This window comes from Haemophilus sp. C1, from assembly GCF_001276515.1.
Taxonomy (GTDB): Bacteria; Pseudomonadota; Gammaproteobacteria; order Enterobacterales; family Pasteurellaceae; genus Haemophilus.
Map to the genome: position 1 here is coordinate 65,897 of NZ_LDVZ01000001.1, position 15,201 is coordinate 81,097.

General features: G+C 38.3%; 22 protein-coding genes and 1 tRNA gene. 19 read left to right on the forward strand and 4 right to left on the reverse strand.

The genetic code is table 11. The features are described 5' to 3' along the window. Positions 1 to 18: 18 nt before the first annotated feature. Both ABW51_RS00380 and ABW51_RS00385 read right to left on the reverse strand, forming a co-directional pair. On the reverse strand, positions 19 to 459 hold the full coding sequence (locus ABW51_RS00380; protein WP_053465073.1) for a YmfL family putative regulatory protein: 441 nt from the start codon (positions 457 to 459) through the stop codon (positions 19 to 21). A gap of 48 nt (positions 460 to 507) precedes the next feature. Next, positions 508 to 696, reverse strand: a complete 189-nt coding sequence (locus ABW51_RS00385) for a transcriptional regulator (protein WP_053465074.1) — start codon at positions 694 to 696, stop codon at positions 508 to 510. Between the two features lie 110 nt (positions 697 to 806). Between ABW51_RS00385 and ABW51_RS00390 the strand changes: the two genes are divergently transcribed. From ABW51_RS00390 to ABW51_RS00410, 5 genes are all read left to right on the forward strand, one after another. After that, complete coding sequence (locus ABW51_RS00390; protein ID WP_053465075.1) at positions 807 to 1,505, forward strand: LexA family transcriptional regulator; 699 nt, start codon at positions 807 to 809, stop codon at positions 1,503 to 1,505. 51 nt (positions 1,506 to 1,556) lie between these two features. Next, positions 1,557 to 2,636 (forward strand): hypothetical protein, encoded by a 1,080-nt coding sequence (locus ABW51_RS00395; protein ID WP_053465076.1) that lies wholly within the window; start codon positions 1,557 to 1,559, stop codon positions 2,634 to 2,636. Positions 2,637 to 2,638: 2 nt separating this feature from the next. Continuing rightward, entirely contained in the window at positions 2,639 to 2,974 is a 336-nt protein-coding gene (locus ABW51_RS00400) for an STAS-like domain-containing protein (protein WP_053465077.1), read from the forward strand. Then, positions 2,971 to 3,402, forward strand: coding sequence for a hypothetical protein (locus ABW51_RS00405; RefSeq protein WP_053465078.1), 432 nt, complete (start codon positions 2,971 to 2,973; stop codon positions 3,400 to 3,402). The genes ABW51_RS00400 and ABW51_RS00405 overlap by 4 nt, the downstream gene beginning before the upstream one ends. 728 nt (positions 3,403 to 4,130) lie before the next feature. Then, positions 4,131 to 4,388 (forward strand): hypothetical protein, encoded by a 258-nt coding sequence (locus ABW51_RS00410; RefSeq protein ID WP_231625686.1) that lies wholly within the window; start codon positions 4,131 to 4,133, stop codon positions 4,386 to 4,388. On the opposite strand, the gene ABW51_RS00415 is transcribed toward ABW51_RS00410, so the two are convergent. Further along, positions 4,363 to 4,638 (reverse strand): hypothetical protein, encoded by a 276-nt coding sequence (locus tag ABW51_RS00415; protein ID WP_053465080.1) that lies wholly within the window; start codon positions 4,636 to 4,638, stop codon positions 4,363 to 4,365. The two genes, ABW51_RS00410 and ABW51_RS00415, sit on opposite strands and share 26 nt — an antisense overlap. A gap of 225 nt (positions 4,639 to 4,863) precedes the next feature. Between ABW51_RS00415 and ABW51_RS10000 the strand changes: the two genes are divergently transcribed. The 13 genes from ABW51_RS10000 (at position 4,864) to ABW51_RS00480 (ending at position 13,895) form a co-directional block, all read left to right on the forward strand. Continuing rightward, a complete protein-coding gene (locus tag ABW51_RS10000) occupies positions 4,864 to 5,055 on the forward strand; it encodes a hypothetical protein (RefSeq protein WP_053465081.1) in 192 nt (63 codons plus the stop codon). Between the two features lie 547 nt (positions 5,056 to 5,602). Beyond that, complete coding sequence (locus tag ABW51_RS09680) at positions 5,603 to 6,253, forward strand: P22AR C-terminal domain-containing protein (RefSeq protein ID WP_082318341.1); 651 nt, start codon at positions 5,603 to 5,605, stop codon at positions 6,251 to 6,253. A 96-nt stretch (positions 6,254 to 6,349) separates the two neighbouring features. Further along, the gene (locus ABW51_RS00435) at positions 6,350 to 6,649 is read left to right on the forward strand and encodes a hypothetical protein (RefSeq protein WP_053465083.1); all 300 of its coding nucleotides are present in this window, start codon (positions 6,350 to 6,352) and stop codon (positions 6,647 to 6,649) included. Beyond that, entirely contained in the window at positions 6,649 to 6,942 is a 294-nt protein-coding gene (locus ABW51_RS00440) for a hypothetical protein (RefSeq protein ID WP_053465084.1), read from the forward strand. Before ABW51_RS00435 ends, ABW51_RS00440 begins: the two co-directional genes overlap by 1 nt. Positions 6,943 to 6,954: 12 nt before the next feature. Next, complete coding sequence (locus tag ABW51_RS00445; RefSeq protein WP_053465085.1) at positions 6,955 to 7,905, forward strand: recombinase RecT; 951 nt, start codon at positions 6,955 to 6,957, stop codon at positions 7,903 to 7,905. Beyond that, positions 7,880 to 8,530 (forward strand): translocation protein TolB precursor, encoded by a 651-nt coding sequence (locus ABW51_RS00450; RefSeq protein WP_053465086.1) that lies wholly within the window; start codon positions 7,880 to 7,882, stop codon positions 8,528 to 8,530. Before ABW51_RS00445 ends, ABW51_RS00450 begins: the two co-directional genes overlap by 26 nt. Further along, positions 8,530 to 8,964 (forward strand): single-stranded DNA-binding protein, encoded by a 435-nt coding sequence (locus ABW51_RS00455; protein WP_005668705.1) that lies wholly within the window; start codon positions 8,530 to 8,532, stop codon positions 8,962 to 8,964. Before ABW51_RS00450 ends, ABW51_RS00455 begins: the two co-directional genes overlap by 1 nt. Before the next feature lie 56 nt (positions 8,965 to 9,020). Further along, a complete protein-coding gene (locus tag ABW51_RS10005; protein ID WP_156262537.1) occupies positions 9,021 to 9,185 on the forward strand; it encodes a hypothetical protein in 165 nt (54 codons plus the stop codon). A 14-nt stretch (positions 9,186 to 9,199) separates the two neighbouring features. After that, complete coding sequence (locus tag ABW51_RS00460; RefSeq protein ID WP_053465087.1) at positions 9,200 to 9,568, forward strand: hypothetical protein; 369 nt, start codon at positions 9,200 to 9,202, stop codon at positions 9,566 to 9,568. A 109-nt stretch (positions 9,569 to 9,677) separates the two neighbouring features. Then, positions 9,678 to 10,439 carry a serine/threonine-protein kinase gene (locus ABW51_RS00465; RefSeq protein ID WP_053465088.1) on the forward strand — a complete coding sequence of 254 codons (762 nt, stop codon included), beginning with the start codon at positions 9,678 to 9,680 and terminating at the stop codon, positions 10,437 to 10,439. 3 nt (positions 10,440 to 10,442) lie between these two features. Next, positions 10,443 to 11,147 carry a PP2C family protein-serine/threonine phosphatase gene (locus ABW51_RS00470; protein WP_053465089.1) on the forward strand — a complete coding sequence of 235 codons (705 nt, stop codon included), beginning with the start codon at positions 10,443 to 10,445 and terminating at the stop codon, positions 11,145 to 11,147. A gap of 348 nt (positions 11,148 to 11,495) precedes the next feature. Then, positions 11,496 to 12,347: a P22AR C-terminal domain-containing protein gene (locus ABW51_RS00475; RefSeq protein WP_053465090.1), complete on the forward strand. Its 852-nt coding sequence runs from the start codon at positions 11,496 to 11,498 to the stop codon at positions 12,345 to 12,347. Positions 12,348 to 12,803: 456 nt separating this feature from the next. Beyond that, the gene (locus tag ABW51_RS00480) at positions 12,804 to 13,895 is read left to right on the forward strand and encodes a tyrosine-type recombinase/integrase (RefSeq protein WP_053465091.1); all 1,092 of its coding nucleotides are present in this window, start codon (positions 12,804 to 12,806) and stop codon (positions 13,893 to 13,895) included. Between the two features lie 31 nt (positions 13,896 to 13,926). On the opposite strand, the gene ABW51_RS00485 is transcribed toward ABW51_RS00480, so the two are convergent. After that, positions 13,927 to 14,012: transfer RNA gene (locus ABW51_RS00485), tRNA-Leu, on the reverse strand. 284 nt (positions 14,013 to 14,296) lie between these two features. On the opposite strand from ABW51_RS00485, the gene fnr reads away from it, so the two are divergent. After that, on the forward strand, positions 14,297 to 15,070 hold the full coding sequence (fnr, locus tag ABW51_RS00490) for a fumarate/nitrate reduction transcriptional regulator Fnr (protein ID WP_053465092.1): 774 nt from the start codon (positions 14,297 to 14,299) through the stop codon (positions 15,068 to 15,070). Positions 15,071 to 15,201: the final 131 nt, after the last annotated feature.

The window sequence follows — 15,201 nt, forward strand, 5'->3', positions numbered from 1 at the left end:
TGTCCGTCGTGGCTTTTTTTATTTCTTGTGTAACACAATCGCACATTCAATCGAATGTTGTGTTGCAGCCAAATGTTTACTCAATGCTTGACGGATTTTGTCTTCTTCTTGTGAAGTGATTTCACCGTCTTCTAACGCCGTTTCTAATGCAGCAAATAACAAGCCGCGCGCGGAAAGCTCGTGCAGTTGTAAATTGGCAAGCTCAACCTTGTCTAATTCCTCCTCTGTCACATCAAGTACAAAACGACCACCAGCGGTACGGCAAAGCTCATCGATAAAATCAGTGCATCCATACTCAAGTTGCAGTGCAATCAATTCTTCATTTTTGAATCGTTGGCCTTTTATTTGATAAAGGCGATTCTTTAATTCACTTTCGGTAAAACCTAGGAATCCAGCTACCGCACTTCTCCCCCCAGGAATCCGATCAATCATTTCGATAATAACTTTCTTCATTTCCATAATTTTTGCCTTATTTTTATGGTTTTCTTTTGGGTAAAAGTTGGTAAATTAATCCCACAAATCAGGACGTAATTCGGATTTCTTGACTTTTCCAGCTGTAAGTTCTTCAATCTTTGCGCAACGTTCCGCTGGTACTTTTTCACGCCACTTGGAAACAGCCCAAGGGGTAAGATTGAAATGTCGAGCCATAGCCGAAATACTGCCCACGATTTCATAAGCTTTTTCGATTGGTAGCATTTTAACCTCTTTATTCTATTTAAAGTAGTTTAATTCTACTACTAAAAATAGAATTGAATCAACTATTTTAATTTTGTATCTTCTACCTTTAGTAGAATAAAGGAGCATCTATGACAGATTTAGCAAGCCGACTTAATGAATTAATGGCTAAACAAGGCAAAAATATTGTGGATTTACAAAAAGCTATTGGCGTAACCTATGAAATGGCTAGACGTTACACTTTAGGCACTGCAACCCCGAGAGATAATAAAATTGAAGCTATGGCGAAGTACTTTGGAGTTACCCCTGCTTATTTGAAATACGGAACAGCCGATTCTTTAGAAAATCAACTAACTTCTAATGTGAAAGACGTTGGCTCATTCGACTTATGGGATCGCAATACCCCACTAAATAGCGATGAATATGCCGTTCCGTTTTATCAAGATATTAGGCTTGCTGCCGGAAACGGCTTTGCTGATGACATAATGGACTATAACAACTTCAAATTACGTTTTTCCAAAGCAACACTACGTAAACAAGGCGTACAGTACGAAAATGCGGTATGTGTAATTGCTGATGGAAATTCAATGGAACCTGTTATTCCGGATGGAACCACGGTGGGAATTGATTTGGGCAATAAGACAATCCGAGACGGCAAGATATACGCTATCAATCACGGTGGCTTGTTGCGCATAAAACTACTTTACAATATGCCAAACGAACAAGTGAAAATCCGCAGTTATAACACCGAAGAACACCCTGATGAAATAGCAGAACTACAAGATATTTCTGTGTTAGGGAAAGTGTTTTGGTATTCAGTATTATTATAGAAAACATAATAACTAAAACGACTTCTACATAAGTTACCCAAGGAACCAACTATGGATATTCGATTATGGAGATCTATTGTTAGACAAAGAACATTACGAGCTCTCACAAGTAAAGAAAAGAAAATCAGACAAAGAGGCGGAAAGCCTAAATATAAACAGCTTGCTCATAAATCCTTTAATCTTTTTGAGGTTATCGCCCCATATAAAATTATTTTAGCTAAAGAAATAGGGTATGAATTTGTAGCATTTAAAGAAGAGCTCGAAGAAAAAGCAAAACTAGCAGCACGAAGTCGAAGTCGCCTGAAACTAAATTTTCGGGACACTGATATTATCGATGCTGCCGCTTGTAGCGTTTTAATAGCTGTTTTAGATACGATAAAATCGCAATATAGAATCTTGAAATTTCAAATTGTAAGACCAAAATCAAAACCAGCAGATCATCGTAAACATATTCCCTATGATGTTGATGCTATATTTTGTCATATAGGACTATATAAATCCTTAGGGTTTAATTATACATCTTCATCTTCTCAAGAAAATGTGAAATGTTGGCATTATGTTTATAGTGATAGTGCAGATGGCGAAATCACAAAGCCACTATTAGATGAACTTAAAAGTATGGGGGTGAAAGGGATATATCCTAGTTACATTGAAGCGATTGCAAATGCGGTAGAACATGCTTACGCCCAAAATATTTATAGTGAACGAGAATTTCCTATAAAACGTTGGTGGATGTTGCTTGCTATCCTAGAAGGAAAATTGTCACTTTTTGTTTGTGATTTGGGTCACGGGATCCCTAATACTCTAGAAAAAACACAGAAAGCAAATGTACTTTCTGCTATTTGGAATAGACTAAAGCAGCTGGGGAAACCGACAAAAGATTGTTTATATATAAAAGCCTCTACCCTCATTAAAGAAACCCGAACAGGATTGGGACATAGAGGAAAAGGGGGAAGTGATATTCGAGCATTTATTGACAAAACACCAGGAAGCAGGTTAATAATTCGTTCAAATCGAGGAATGTATGTGTATAATGGCAAAGATAAGCCCGATTTAACCAAAGAATCTAGATACTCTATTAATGGTACTGTTGTTCAGTGGAACATTCCGCTACAAGAAATTAAGGAATAATAATGCAAACTATTTATGTAAAAGATTTCAGTCAATATCCAGGTCCACGTTACATTAAAGATGGTAAAGCTAGTGGAGAGGAATTTAGAGATTCTATTCTTATCCCAGCAATAAAAAGGGATCCTGATATCATTCTTAATTTAGATGACACAGAAGGATATGGCTCTTCATTTCTTGAAGAAACTTTTGGAGGAGTAATTAGAAAAGGTATTTCTCCAGAGGTTGTTTTAAATCTTGTTAAAAACCTTATTTCAAATGACGACCATGATATTATTGACGAAATTAAAAGTTATGTAGAAAAAGAGATTAAGATTTTATCTTTGAAGGATAATAAATGACTCTTTCTGATCTAATAGCTTTCTCCGCGCTTATAGTTTCTATCTTTGCGTTACCTATAAGCTATATATTAGGCGCAAGGGGTTTAAAAAATACAGCTTATAATGGAGAGCTCTCAAAATTATCTGATTTGTGCGATCTTGTTTTTACAGAAGCGTTAAATATCCACAAAAAGACACAATCAAATTTAAGTGATGAAATGGATTACCACCTGATGATTGCATTTCATAAAAGATTGCAATCAAAATGTCTGGAAATTAAAAGCCTATCAAATTCAGAACGTTACCCTAGAATGAAGTTAAGAGAAGTAAAACAAGCAATTACAGATCATCTTGTATCAGATAATCTTGAGGTAAGGAACACTGCAATGCGTGGACTAATTTATAAGTTAGATGCACTAAAGACTTTCTTTACTCCTAAATTTATATGACACCTAAACCGCCTTCGTGGCGGTTTTCTTTTTCCTAAAACTCACCGAAACACCTCAAAAATCGACCGAACTTCCCCCCCCCTAATTTGCCTAAAAAATAGGCAATCAAACAACTTTTCTCAAAATTCTTTTCTTTTGAAATCAACGGATTACAAATTAAAGTAGAGAATAAATCTACTTTTATACAAATTTTAGTTGCATCAACCTCTACTTTTAGTAGAATAACCTCATCAAAACGAGATACACATAACCAACATCTCAACGCTCTTTAACAATACGATTAAAAACACATCGACCAACACTTAAGCGCGGCTAAAACGGCAGTGAGAATGACAAAGCTCACCGATTAATTAGCGATAAGTAGTTAGGAGTAAGTGACTTATGGCCTTGTTGTGATAACACGCCAATCCCGACGGATCGTAAATAGCGATGAACGGATGGAGAAAACCTTACATTGCGGTGTGAATGCTTACGGAAATGCAAACAAAGCCAATGGGTGGGAATAGCTAAACGTAAGCAACCGAACAGAGTCTTTTATTGCAATGTTAGACAAGCCGATGACTCGTAGTGAGACTGACAGTAATGCGCTCCCAAGAGGGAGGCTAACAAAGCGGCATGAAACAAACTATGCACGTCAACGTGACGTAAGAAACGTGACATATCGGAGAGACGGTAAATTTCAAAGCGCATTCGGCAGAGCGACAGTTTTAAGCATGCGAACGTGTCAAATGCAAGACAGAGTGCGCTTTGAAATGGTAAACATAAAACAAACGAGGTTAAAAATGGAAGAAAAACAAGAAAGCAGCCTATCTGAAAGAGATAAAGAACAAATCAAATTGGCTGTATTAAGAGCAGTTGAAAACGGTTGTCTAGAACCTGCATTAATTGCCGATAGATGTTGTTTCGCACTTGAGCGGATTAATCGTTACGGCAAAAATACAGGGGTTGGGCGTTGTGGAGCTATTTCCACCACTGCTCCTGAATAAATTGCTGTACTTCGGCAGACAATCCTCTCCAATAAGCATCACTCATACTTGCAACGAAAATAGAATCGTTGAAATCAGTCACTTTAGTTAGGTGATCTAAAACTTCATTAGCTGAATAAGAAGTGTGAAGATACCAAACAGATTGTTGGACTTTGGCCCACGCGCCTAGTTGTTTTATTTTTTCAATAAGTGCTTCGTAATTCTGTCCAACTTTATTTAAGTCATAAGTGACTAAGATATTATTTTTCATAATAATCTCCTTATTTTGTGTTGTGGTTGGAGAAAATTATATTCCTTATGTGTTGTGGTGACAATAAGGGCTTGAGCCTTACAAGCATAAAGAAAGGCACCCTATCTAGACAAAATCAGCATAGACTGATTGCACTACTCCACTGACCGCTCGAAAGAGCGGTATTTTTTATTAGTTTTTTGCTGAACTTGATGATTTTTTTATTCGTAAAAGTAAGGACAAACGATGACATTTAAAGAATGTATAATTTTTATACTCGCCATCAATCTCAACCCACTTGGATTGTGGATTGACAGCTTTGTATTGCCGAAATTTTTCGACCAAACTAGTCAATATATCCAAAATGATGAAGAACACTTGCCAACCACAAGTTGCGACAGTCAAAAGGAATGCGTAAAACAAGACGTAGTTCGGTAATGCTGGGAGGGGGTGAGAAAACAAGTAATCTTGTATCTCTTGTGGCATGCATATCCAACATGCAATAAGTAACAAAAACCAAATACAAATACGCAAAATCACCTCCTCAAAATGAGTTTTTAACACGGAAAAAATAGAAGAAATCAACGTTGCCCACATAATTAAGCCCTCTTTTTGTTGATGAATGATATTTGAACACTGCCATTCTAGCACAACACTAAGAGGGTTTTATTATGCGTAAAACATTTGACACCGCCCCCACTTCGGATTAGGATACCCTCACTTTCAACAGAAAGTCGGGAATTGGCGTTCCTGAATTGATTAGGGCGGCGAAAAGACAGACGCTCAAGCGTCTTTTTTTATAGCCGTAAAACAGCAAATCTACCTTTTGCTAAAATTTTAGTAAAAGCCCAATGATGAACTGTTTGAGAGATCGAAAGATCGCCGTTTACTCTAATCAACGGTACGCCAATCTTGAACAGTTCATCACCAACAAATTGGCGTTTGTTCGTGATGATTTTTAAAACTTTGATTAGAGAATCACAAAATGACAAACTCAAACTTAATTCCTGTTTTTGACGGTTTAATCCAAAATCAACCTGTTCAACTTTGCAACGCTCGTGAACTTCACGCATTCCTAGAAATACAAACTCGTTACAATGACTGGATCAAAAACCGCATCAACGAATATGGTTTCATCCAAGATGAAGACTACTTCGTCATCACCGAACGCACCAACGGACGCCCATGCAAGGAATATCACATCACCCTTGATATGGGCAAAGAACTCGGTATGGTCGAAAGAAACGAACGAGGCAGACAAATCCGCCAATATTTCATCCGTTGCGAAAGAACATTAAAAGCCTTGCAACAACCGCAACAGCTCGCCTTGCCTGAACCGCAAAAATTCACGTTTGAATTTACCGAATATGAACTTCAACAGCTTGCTTGGTTGTGGTTTGCTTTCAAACGTGGTGTCGGCACTTTCCAACATATTGAAAAAGCCTTTAATGTGTTAGGCTCGAATATGAGCGGGCAAATCTACGGACAGGCTTACGAATATTTAAGCGTGTTACGTTCTACCAATCAAATCTTAAACCGCATAACAAGCGATTTTAACATCGACCAAATGACAAACTGGCGTGTATTAAAACACTTGCGAGGCTTTAATCCAAAAGCAGTCAAAATCGACTTCTAAAAACAACGGAAAATCCGACCACACTTTTCCTCAAGAAATCCGTGCGGCGGATTGCTACACCCTAAATTCAACAAATCGACTAAAAAGGAAACAAAAATGCAAAAATTTACTGATGTATTCGCTGAAACCATCCCATTTCTTTGTAAAACAGCCATCGCCTTTGCCCTCGCTTTTTTAATTGGCAGTATCGCCTACTGTTTTGCCGATGAACCCACCGACTGGCACAACAATACGCTAAGCGAACAAATCCAAGCTGAAACACAGTGTGAACTGAAAGGTGGCATATATGAAAATGGCGTATGTTTACAACCAAATCTCACACTCGCAGCAGAAAAAGAACTGCAGGCTTACACCGCACAAAAACAAGCAGAAATTAACCGCACTTGGAGTAAATAATGAAACCTTCCGATGATTACTACTATCAACTTGGCGCCGCTTACCAACGTAAAGTGGATTGGCAAGCAGGCTATGAAATCGCCTTAGATGAAGTCGCTACTGAAATCGACAATGATTTAAAACAAGGCGACCAAACGCATTATCACGAACTCACGGAAATGTTGTGCGATAATGATAATTTCTGGCTTGCCATTGGTAGTGGTGCAAGTTATGAACCTTATAGACAAGAGGCGATTAAGAAAATTGCAGAGCGTGAATTGCACGCAAGAATGAATGATTATGACCCAGATTAATGGAGGGGCGAGATGACAAACCAAGTTCAACATCAACAAAATAAACAGACTCCTGCACTTAAAACATTTTTTGAAAGTGCGAATGTGCAAAATAAGATTAAGGAACTTGTTGGCAAAAATGCGGCAACCTTTGCAACAAGTGTTATGCAAATCGCCAATAGCAATGCAATGCTTAAAACAGCAGACCCAATGAGCATTTTTAACGCTGCTTGTATGGCAGCGACACTGAATTTGCCACTACAAAATGGCTTAGGCTTTGCCTACATCGTCCCTTTCAGAAACAACAAAGAAAAGAAAACTGAAGCGCAATTCCAAATTGGCTATAAAGGCTTTATCCAACTGGCACAACGTAGCGGGCAATTTAAACGCTTAGTCGCATTGCCTGTGTACAAAAAGCAACTTATCAAAAAGGATTTCATTAATGGTTTTGAGTTCGACTGGGAGAAAGAGCCAGAAGAAGGTGAATTGCCGATTGGTTACTACGCTTATTTTAAATTGATGAACGAGTTTTCTGCTGAACTTTACATGACGCATGAAGAAATCAATGCACATGCGAAAAAATACAGTCAAACCTACCGCACTTATCTTGATAAAAAAGCCAAAGGACAATGGACACAATCTGTATGGGCAGAAAACTTTGAAGCTATGGCGCTTAAAACTGTCATAAAACGCTTATTGTTAAAACAAGCTCCACTCTCTGTTGAAATGCAACAAGCCGTATTAGCCGACCAAGCCGTTGTGAAAGATGTAGAAAATCAAGAGTTCAACTACACCGACAATATTCAAGAAGCGGAATTTTTAGCGGTTGTTGATGAAGCCACATTCGAACAATGCAAACAAAGCATTACCAATGGCGAAACCACCCTGCAAGAACTTTGTGATAGCGGGGCTTATGAGTTTAGCCAAGAGCAGATTGCGGAGTTGGAGGCGATTGAGAATGGAAATGTGCCAACTCAAAGCTAAATGCTCTGGCTTGGCTGATTTAATAGTAAAGCCTAAAAGCGGTAACGGAATATCTGCTGCAGCAAAAAGTGCGGTGAGAAAGATAGTGAAATTTGATTTATTCGGTTATCGAGATTTTGAGGGGAATAAATACACCGAGAAAGGCATCGCACTGGAAGAGCAAGCCATTAAATTAAGCGGTCGTAAACGTGGCTTACCTCTTAAAAAGAACACGGAAAGACGTGAAAACGATTGGATTACAGGCGAGTGCGATATTTATGTGCCAAGCCGAAGATTAATCATAGACACTAAATGTTCTTGGGATATTGGCTCACACCCTTTTTTTGCTGATGAGGCGGAAGAAAAAGCCAAAAAAGCGGGGTATGACGCACAAATGCAAGGCTATATGTGGCTATGGGATTGTAGTGAGGCGCAAATTGATTTTGTCCTCCTCCCCACCCCTTACGACCAATTATCAAGCTATGATGACCCAAGTCGATACATTGACTTAGTTGAGCAAATCCCCCAAGAAAAACGTATCACCACCGTCACAATTAAACGTGATGAGAAAATCATCGAGCAAATCAAAGAACGAGTAGAAATTGCTCAAGAATATTATCAACAACTTATACAGGAGATGCGCTAATGGCACGTAATACCAACACCGTGATATTAGTCGGTCATTTAGGCAGTGACCCAGAAATCCGCCAATTCCAAAATGGAGGGCAAATTGCCACATTTAATCTTGCTATCGGCGATGATTACCGAGATAAACAAGGTAATACAGTTAAACGTACGCATTGGATACCTATTGTGGTGCATGGCAATTCTGCTGATGTAGCAAGACAATATCTGCAAAAAGGCTCAAAAATCTGCGTAACAGGAAAACTAGTACAGGAAAGCTGGCAAGACCAAAACGGCAATAATCGCACCGCACTTAAAGTAGCGACACAATCCTTTGAAATGCTAGACAGCAAGGCAAACAATGAAACACAACAGCCAACCAAAGACAAAGAAAAACCTGACCCATTAAACGCAGCAGCAGAACAAGATGGGTTTAATGATGATATTCCGTTTTGAGTTACACCACAAGCCACTAACCAATAGTGGCTTTTTTATATCTCCAAAAAATCATTATGAGCAAAGACGCCAAAATACTAATGCAACAAATTGAACAGTTAAAGCAAGAAATTGATTTACTGAAAAAAGAAAATGAGCGGTTGCGTAGCCAAGCTGATTTTTGGTTTAGAGCAGCAAATGAGGGCAAGCCAACTACTTATATCCCAGAAGAAAGAAATTAATAAAAAGGAAAACCATGACACAACCAAACGAAATTAACATCAAACTCCCCTTACATAAATTCCAAACATTAATGCACCGTTATGTTAGAGACGCCCTACACGATAACGGCACAACCGTTTTAATCTGCATATACGATGTTAAAGAATATTGGGCGGCATTGGATAGCCATACAAGAGAAAGAATTAAAGGCGAAGTGAAATTTTTTATCAAGGAGTATCACCACCTACGCAATGATACATTCTTTAAGGAGAGTTTATCGGCATGGAGTGAATTAGCTGACTGGATAAATGAAAACCGCAGTAGCACATCAACAACTGGCACAACAGCAAAACCGATTGTGCCTGTGTTGCCTGTGATTAATTTAAAACAGAGGGAAAGATGACTTTTTGCTCAAAAATCCGGAATTATGAAAATTTGCGAGCGACATCACAATTACATATCCCATATTATGGTATATTCCTCTTTACCACAATTGAATTAGGTATAAGAGTATGGAAGAATTTGGGAATTATTTTATTGAGCCAGTTAATAAAATTGGTTCTGGCACTTTTGGTTATGTTGAAAAAGTGAATGTTTATAATAAATCACGAACCCATAAAACAATTTTCGCAAGGAAGTATTTTCGTCCAAGTTATAAACCTTCTGAATCTGGGTTAAATGAACTTCAAGAACGATTTAAACGAGAAGTAACCTATCAAGCAAAGTGTTTCCATAACAATATTGTGCCAATTTACATGTGTAATTTAAATTCTGCAACGCCTTGGTTTGTTATGGAAATTGCAGAAAGTAATTTAGACGAAATACTTTATAACAATGATTGTGTGGAAGGAGAAAGAAAGTTATCAGAACGTTATAAACTAGATGTTCTGCATATGGTCTTAAACGGCGTTGCTTACCTTCATCAGAATGGCTTTTTACACCGAGATATTAAGTCCCTCAACATTTTGAAATATCCTGATGGAACTTATAAAATATCTGATTTTGGGTTAGTTAAAAATCTCAATAGTCAATCGAACCCTATCACCCAAATTGGGCAACGAATGGGAACGAATAAATATATGGCACCTGAAATTGAAAATGGCATTTATTCTCCTCAATCTGATATTTATGCTCTAGGGATTTTAATGGAAGAATTAGATCTTAGTGAAAAATATGACGAAATAATAGAAAAGGCAACACAAAGAAAACCTAAAAATAGATTTCAATCTGTTAATGAAATGATTGAAAGAATAAATCAAATAGAAGGAAAATAAGCAATGTTACATTTAATTTCATCATCAACATATTGCTTTCCAAAAGAATTAGTGCGAGAAAACCAAGACCACATTTTAGCTCCGCAAAAATACCAAAGCGGCTATCTTTTCGCTGTTGCAGATGGTGTAGGAGGCTACAAGGGCGGAGAAATTGCTTCTCAAATTGCCATTAAAAACCTTGAGCAAGATCCGAAAAACGTATTTCAAGCCACTTTAGCCGAAATTAAACAAATGCCTGAAGAATATCAACGGGCTTCAACCACTCTAACCTTTGGCTATCTCGCGCCTGAAGGCTTATATATCGGGCATATTGGTGACTGTCGCTTATACATCAAGCAAGGCAAAAAATTACGTCAAAAAACCAAAGATCACACTACACATCAAAGATTACTTGATGAAAAAATTTACACCAAGAAAGAATTAAAAGAGCAACCTGGGAAAAACATCATCACCACTGCCATTTCAACGCAAGTTGAAATGAAGCCTGATGAATTTTTTATCCCTATTGACGAACTCAAAGGTGAAAACAACGAAGTATTTATCTACATTATGTCAGACGGTGCACACCATTTTTGGGAACATCGCCCACGCTTTTCAGATGCCACAATGCAAAGTATTAGCAGATTTTCAGCAGCATTGCAAAAACGTATAGAAAAAGCACCAACGGACGACTACTCCCTTGTTGCTGTACAGTTTAAAATAGACTAGCCCCCGCCCCGAAAATTCGGGGATTTTTTATTGACACCCACCGCCCAATCATTTAGGATATTCTCACTTTCAACAGAAAGTCGGGATTAGCCTCCTGAAATGTATAGAGCGGTGGAAATGATGATAGTCGCCAAAAGCGGCTTTTTTTATAGCCGAAAATCAGTAATTCATACCTTAAAAAGGTTATACCAATTTGGTATACCCTTTAAAGTAGTCAATGATGGGCTGAGTTGGAGATCTTCGGATCGCCGTTTTCTCTGTACAACGGTAAGGCTAATCCAATTCAGTTCATCACCAGTTTAGCCTCTGTGTGATGAGTTTTTAAAAACTTGTACAGAGATTTTAACAATGACAACTTTAACTTTTCAAAATACTACCCTTTCGGTTATCAACCAACACAACAAAACTTTCTTTACAGCAACTGATTTAGGTAATGCATTAGAATATATCCAACCGTCAATTGCAGTTATGAAAATCTACGACCGCAATGCAGACGAATTTACCCCAGAAATGACCGCACTTGTGGAAATGCAAACCGCAGGCGGGCTACAAAAAGTGCGTATCTTCTCATTGCGTGGCGCACACCTAATTGCAATGTTTGCTCGCACCAAAATCGCCAAAGCGTTTAGAAAATGGGTGCTCGATGTTTTAGATGAAGAAGTCAAAAAATCGACCGCACTTTTACCAAGCACGATTACACCAGAGCAACAACAAGCGATTCAATCTGCCGTGCAACAAGCGCATCACAGAACAGGCTTACACTGGCAAGAGATTTACCGCCAATTAAAAGCCGTGTTCCACATTGCCAAATACGACCAACTGCCACAAGACCAATACGGCAATGCAATGGCGTTCATTATGAACTTACAGCCGATTGTCCTGCCATCAGTCGAAAAGAAATTCACCCGTGAATTTACAGAACATGACCTCCAACAGCTTGTGTGGGCGTGGTTCGCTTTATTGCGTGGCATGGAACTTTGCCAAGTGCTTCACCCCGCATTAAAACAAATTGGCTCGCACTATGCTGCTTCCGTTCATGACATGGCTTACGAATATCGCAGTACTCTCCGTCATGCCCATAACGTATTGACACGCATTACAGAGCAATTTGAATGCGAGAAAGGAAATAACTGGCGCGTATTAAAATATCTTCGAGCCTACAACCCTAAAGCAACAGGCTTTCAGCTAGATATTCTCTAAAACACCACAAAATCCGACCGCACTTTTTTAAGCCTGCGGCGGATTCTCACACCTAAAATTCGACAAAAGGAACAGAAAATGAACAAATTAATCATTACGCTTGTGTGTGCATTTGTGGTGTATATGGCGCACGCCCTAAATCTTAATCAAGACTGTGACGGCAAAATCTGTCACACTGAACAGACACAACAATACTAACAAACCACCGCTCTTATGGGCGGTTTTTTATTGGAGTAAATATGGGATGGAACAAACTCTTACAATAAAACAAACAGCTAAATTACTTAATCTAAGCTATAGCACGGTTTTTAATCATCGCCATAAATGGGGGTTCTTCCAGATGGAGGGATCTAATATTTGGTTAGTTGAGAAATCAGTGCTTGAACAACGCAGAAAAAAGCAGAATAATCTATACTGCGATGTGCAGGTCGGCGATTATTCTGTGGAGAATAGAAAATGTCGATCAGAAAAAATAAATACGGCGTATGGCAAATCGATATTGCCACACCGAGCGGAGAAAGAATTAGATGCTCTGCTAAAACAACTGAAAAGCGGCTCGCGCAAGAGTACCATGACAAACTAAAACACGAGCTTTGGCAAGTTGAAAAACTAAATAAGAAACCCGAAAGAACCATTGAGGAGGTATTAATTCGGTTTCTTGAAGTTTCGCAAGGACAAAAAGATTTTGCCACAAAAATTCGCCATGTAGAATATTGGCGTGAAGTATTGGCAGGACGCTTACTCAGCTCTTTAACAACAGATGATATTCTTAATGCCCTACCTACCCATAAAACAGGGACAAAAGAGCCAATTTCCCCATCAACTCAAAATCGTTATCGCTCCTCTATTATGCGCGCTCTATCCATTGCACAGCAATCAGGTTGGATCGATAACATCCCTTATATCCCAAGAAATAAAGAGCCTAAAGTAAGAGTACGGTGGATAAGCCAAGTCAAAGCACAAGGCCTTATCAACGCCTTGCAATTAGACTGGATGAAAGATGTATGCTCATTTGCACTTGCTACTGGTGCGAGAGCGAGCGAAATTCTTACTCTTACTTGGGATAAGATTGATTTTGAGAGACAAATAGCCATTGTAAGTAGCGATATTGCAAAATCAGGAAGAGCAAGATCGTTACTCTTGGGCACAGAGGCTATGGATGTGTTGAAAAGACGAGCCAATTTACGCATGTCACCTTATGTTTTCCACCGAGGAAAAGGAAAACGTATAAGTGAAGTCGATAAATACGATTTTAACCGCGCACTTAAACGCTGCAAAATTGAAAATTTCCGATTCCACGACTTGCGTCACACATGGGCAAGTTGGCACGTCCAAAACGGTACACCATTGATGGTGTTAAAAGAACTTGGCGGATGGGAAACATTAGAAATGGTTAAGCGTTATGCGCACCTTAACGCCAAACACTTGTTAGACTACGCAAATCACGTCAAATTTACGTCAAAGTCATCATTTGACACGTCAAATGTCATTGCAGAAAATGACGAAATTAGCGAAAAAAGCACAAATAAAAAAGCCGTAAATCATTGATTCCCCTCGTGATTTACGACTTTACTTAAGTTGGTGCCTAGGGTCGGACTCGAACCGACACGTTTATTCAACGGCGGATTTTGAATCCGCTGCGTCTACCAATTTCGCCACCCAGGCTTAATGCTGTTGAATTATACGTATATATAAATGTGTGACAAGTAAAATTTATTGGAAATAATCCATTTGTTTTAAAAATGAGCAAGAATTTTCTGTTTTCTAAAAATATCGCCAAACAAATGCAATAACTAAAATACATAACATGATTAAAATCTGAATCAGTCGTTTTTTTGTTAATTTTTCTGCTGCCATAATGCTTTACTCTTCTTAAAATGACTATTTAGTGGTATAATTATTGAGTTAGATCAATTTTACACTAATTTTTCGAAATATTTGAGGCTTACATGAAAAATTTCGTTGCAGAAACCAAGGCAGGACGCCGGGTTCAATCGGGAGGTTGTGCTATTCATTGCCAGGATTGCAGTATTAGTCAACTTTGTATTCCTTTTACGCTGAACGAACATGAATTAGATCAGCTTGATAATATTATCGAACGAAAGAAACCTATCCAAAAATCACAAGTTCTTTTTAAAGCAGGTGATTCCCTCAATTCAATTTATGCAATTCGTTCTGGCACAATAAAAAGCTATACGATTAGTGAATCTGGAGAAGAACAAATCACTTCATTCCATTTGCCTGGTGATTTAGTTGGATTTGATGCCATTACTCAAATGCAACATCCTAGTTTTGCTCAAGCTCTAGAAACGGCTATGGTATGTGAAATTCCTTTTGATATTTTAGATGATTTGGCAGGAAAAATGCCAAAGCTACGCCAACAAATTTTACGTTTGATGAGCAGTGAAATCAAAAGTGATCAAGAGATGATTTTATTGCTATCTAAAATGAATGCAGAAGAGCGTTTAGCTGCTTTTATTCATAATCTTTCTAAACGCTATTCTGCTCGAGGTTTTTCAGCAAAAGAATTTCGTTTAACAATGACACGTGGCGATATTGGTAATTATCTAGGTTTAACTGTGGAAACTATCAGCCGCTTATTAGGCCGCTTTCAAAAACTCGGCGTGATTAGCGTACAAGGCAAATATATTACAATCAATGATTTAAATGGTTTAATTGAATTAACTGGCATGAATAAAACCAAAATAACATTAGTTGAATAATTTTTGAGGCGTGAATTTCACGCCTTTTTTGTATTCATTAAAAATAAATTTTGCACTAGATCACCTTTTTGAAAATCGCTCCTTGCCATTCTTGCTATTCTTTTTTATCCTATGCCCAATTTGGGAGGCTA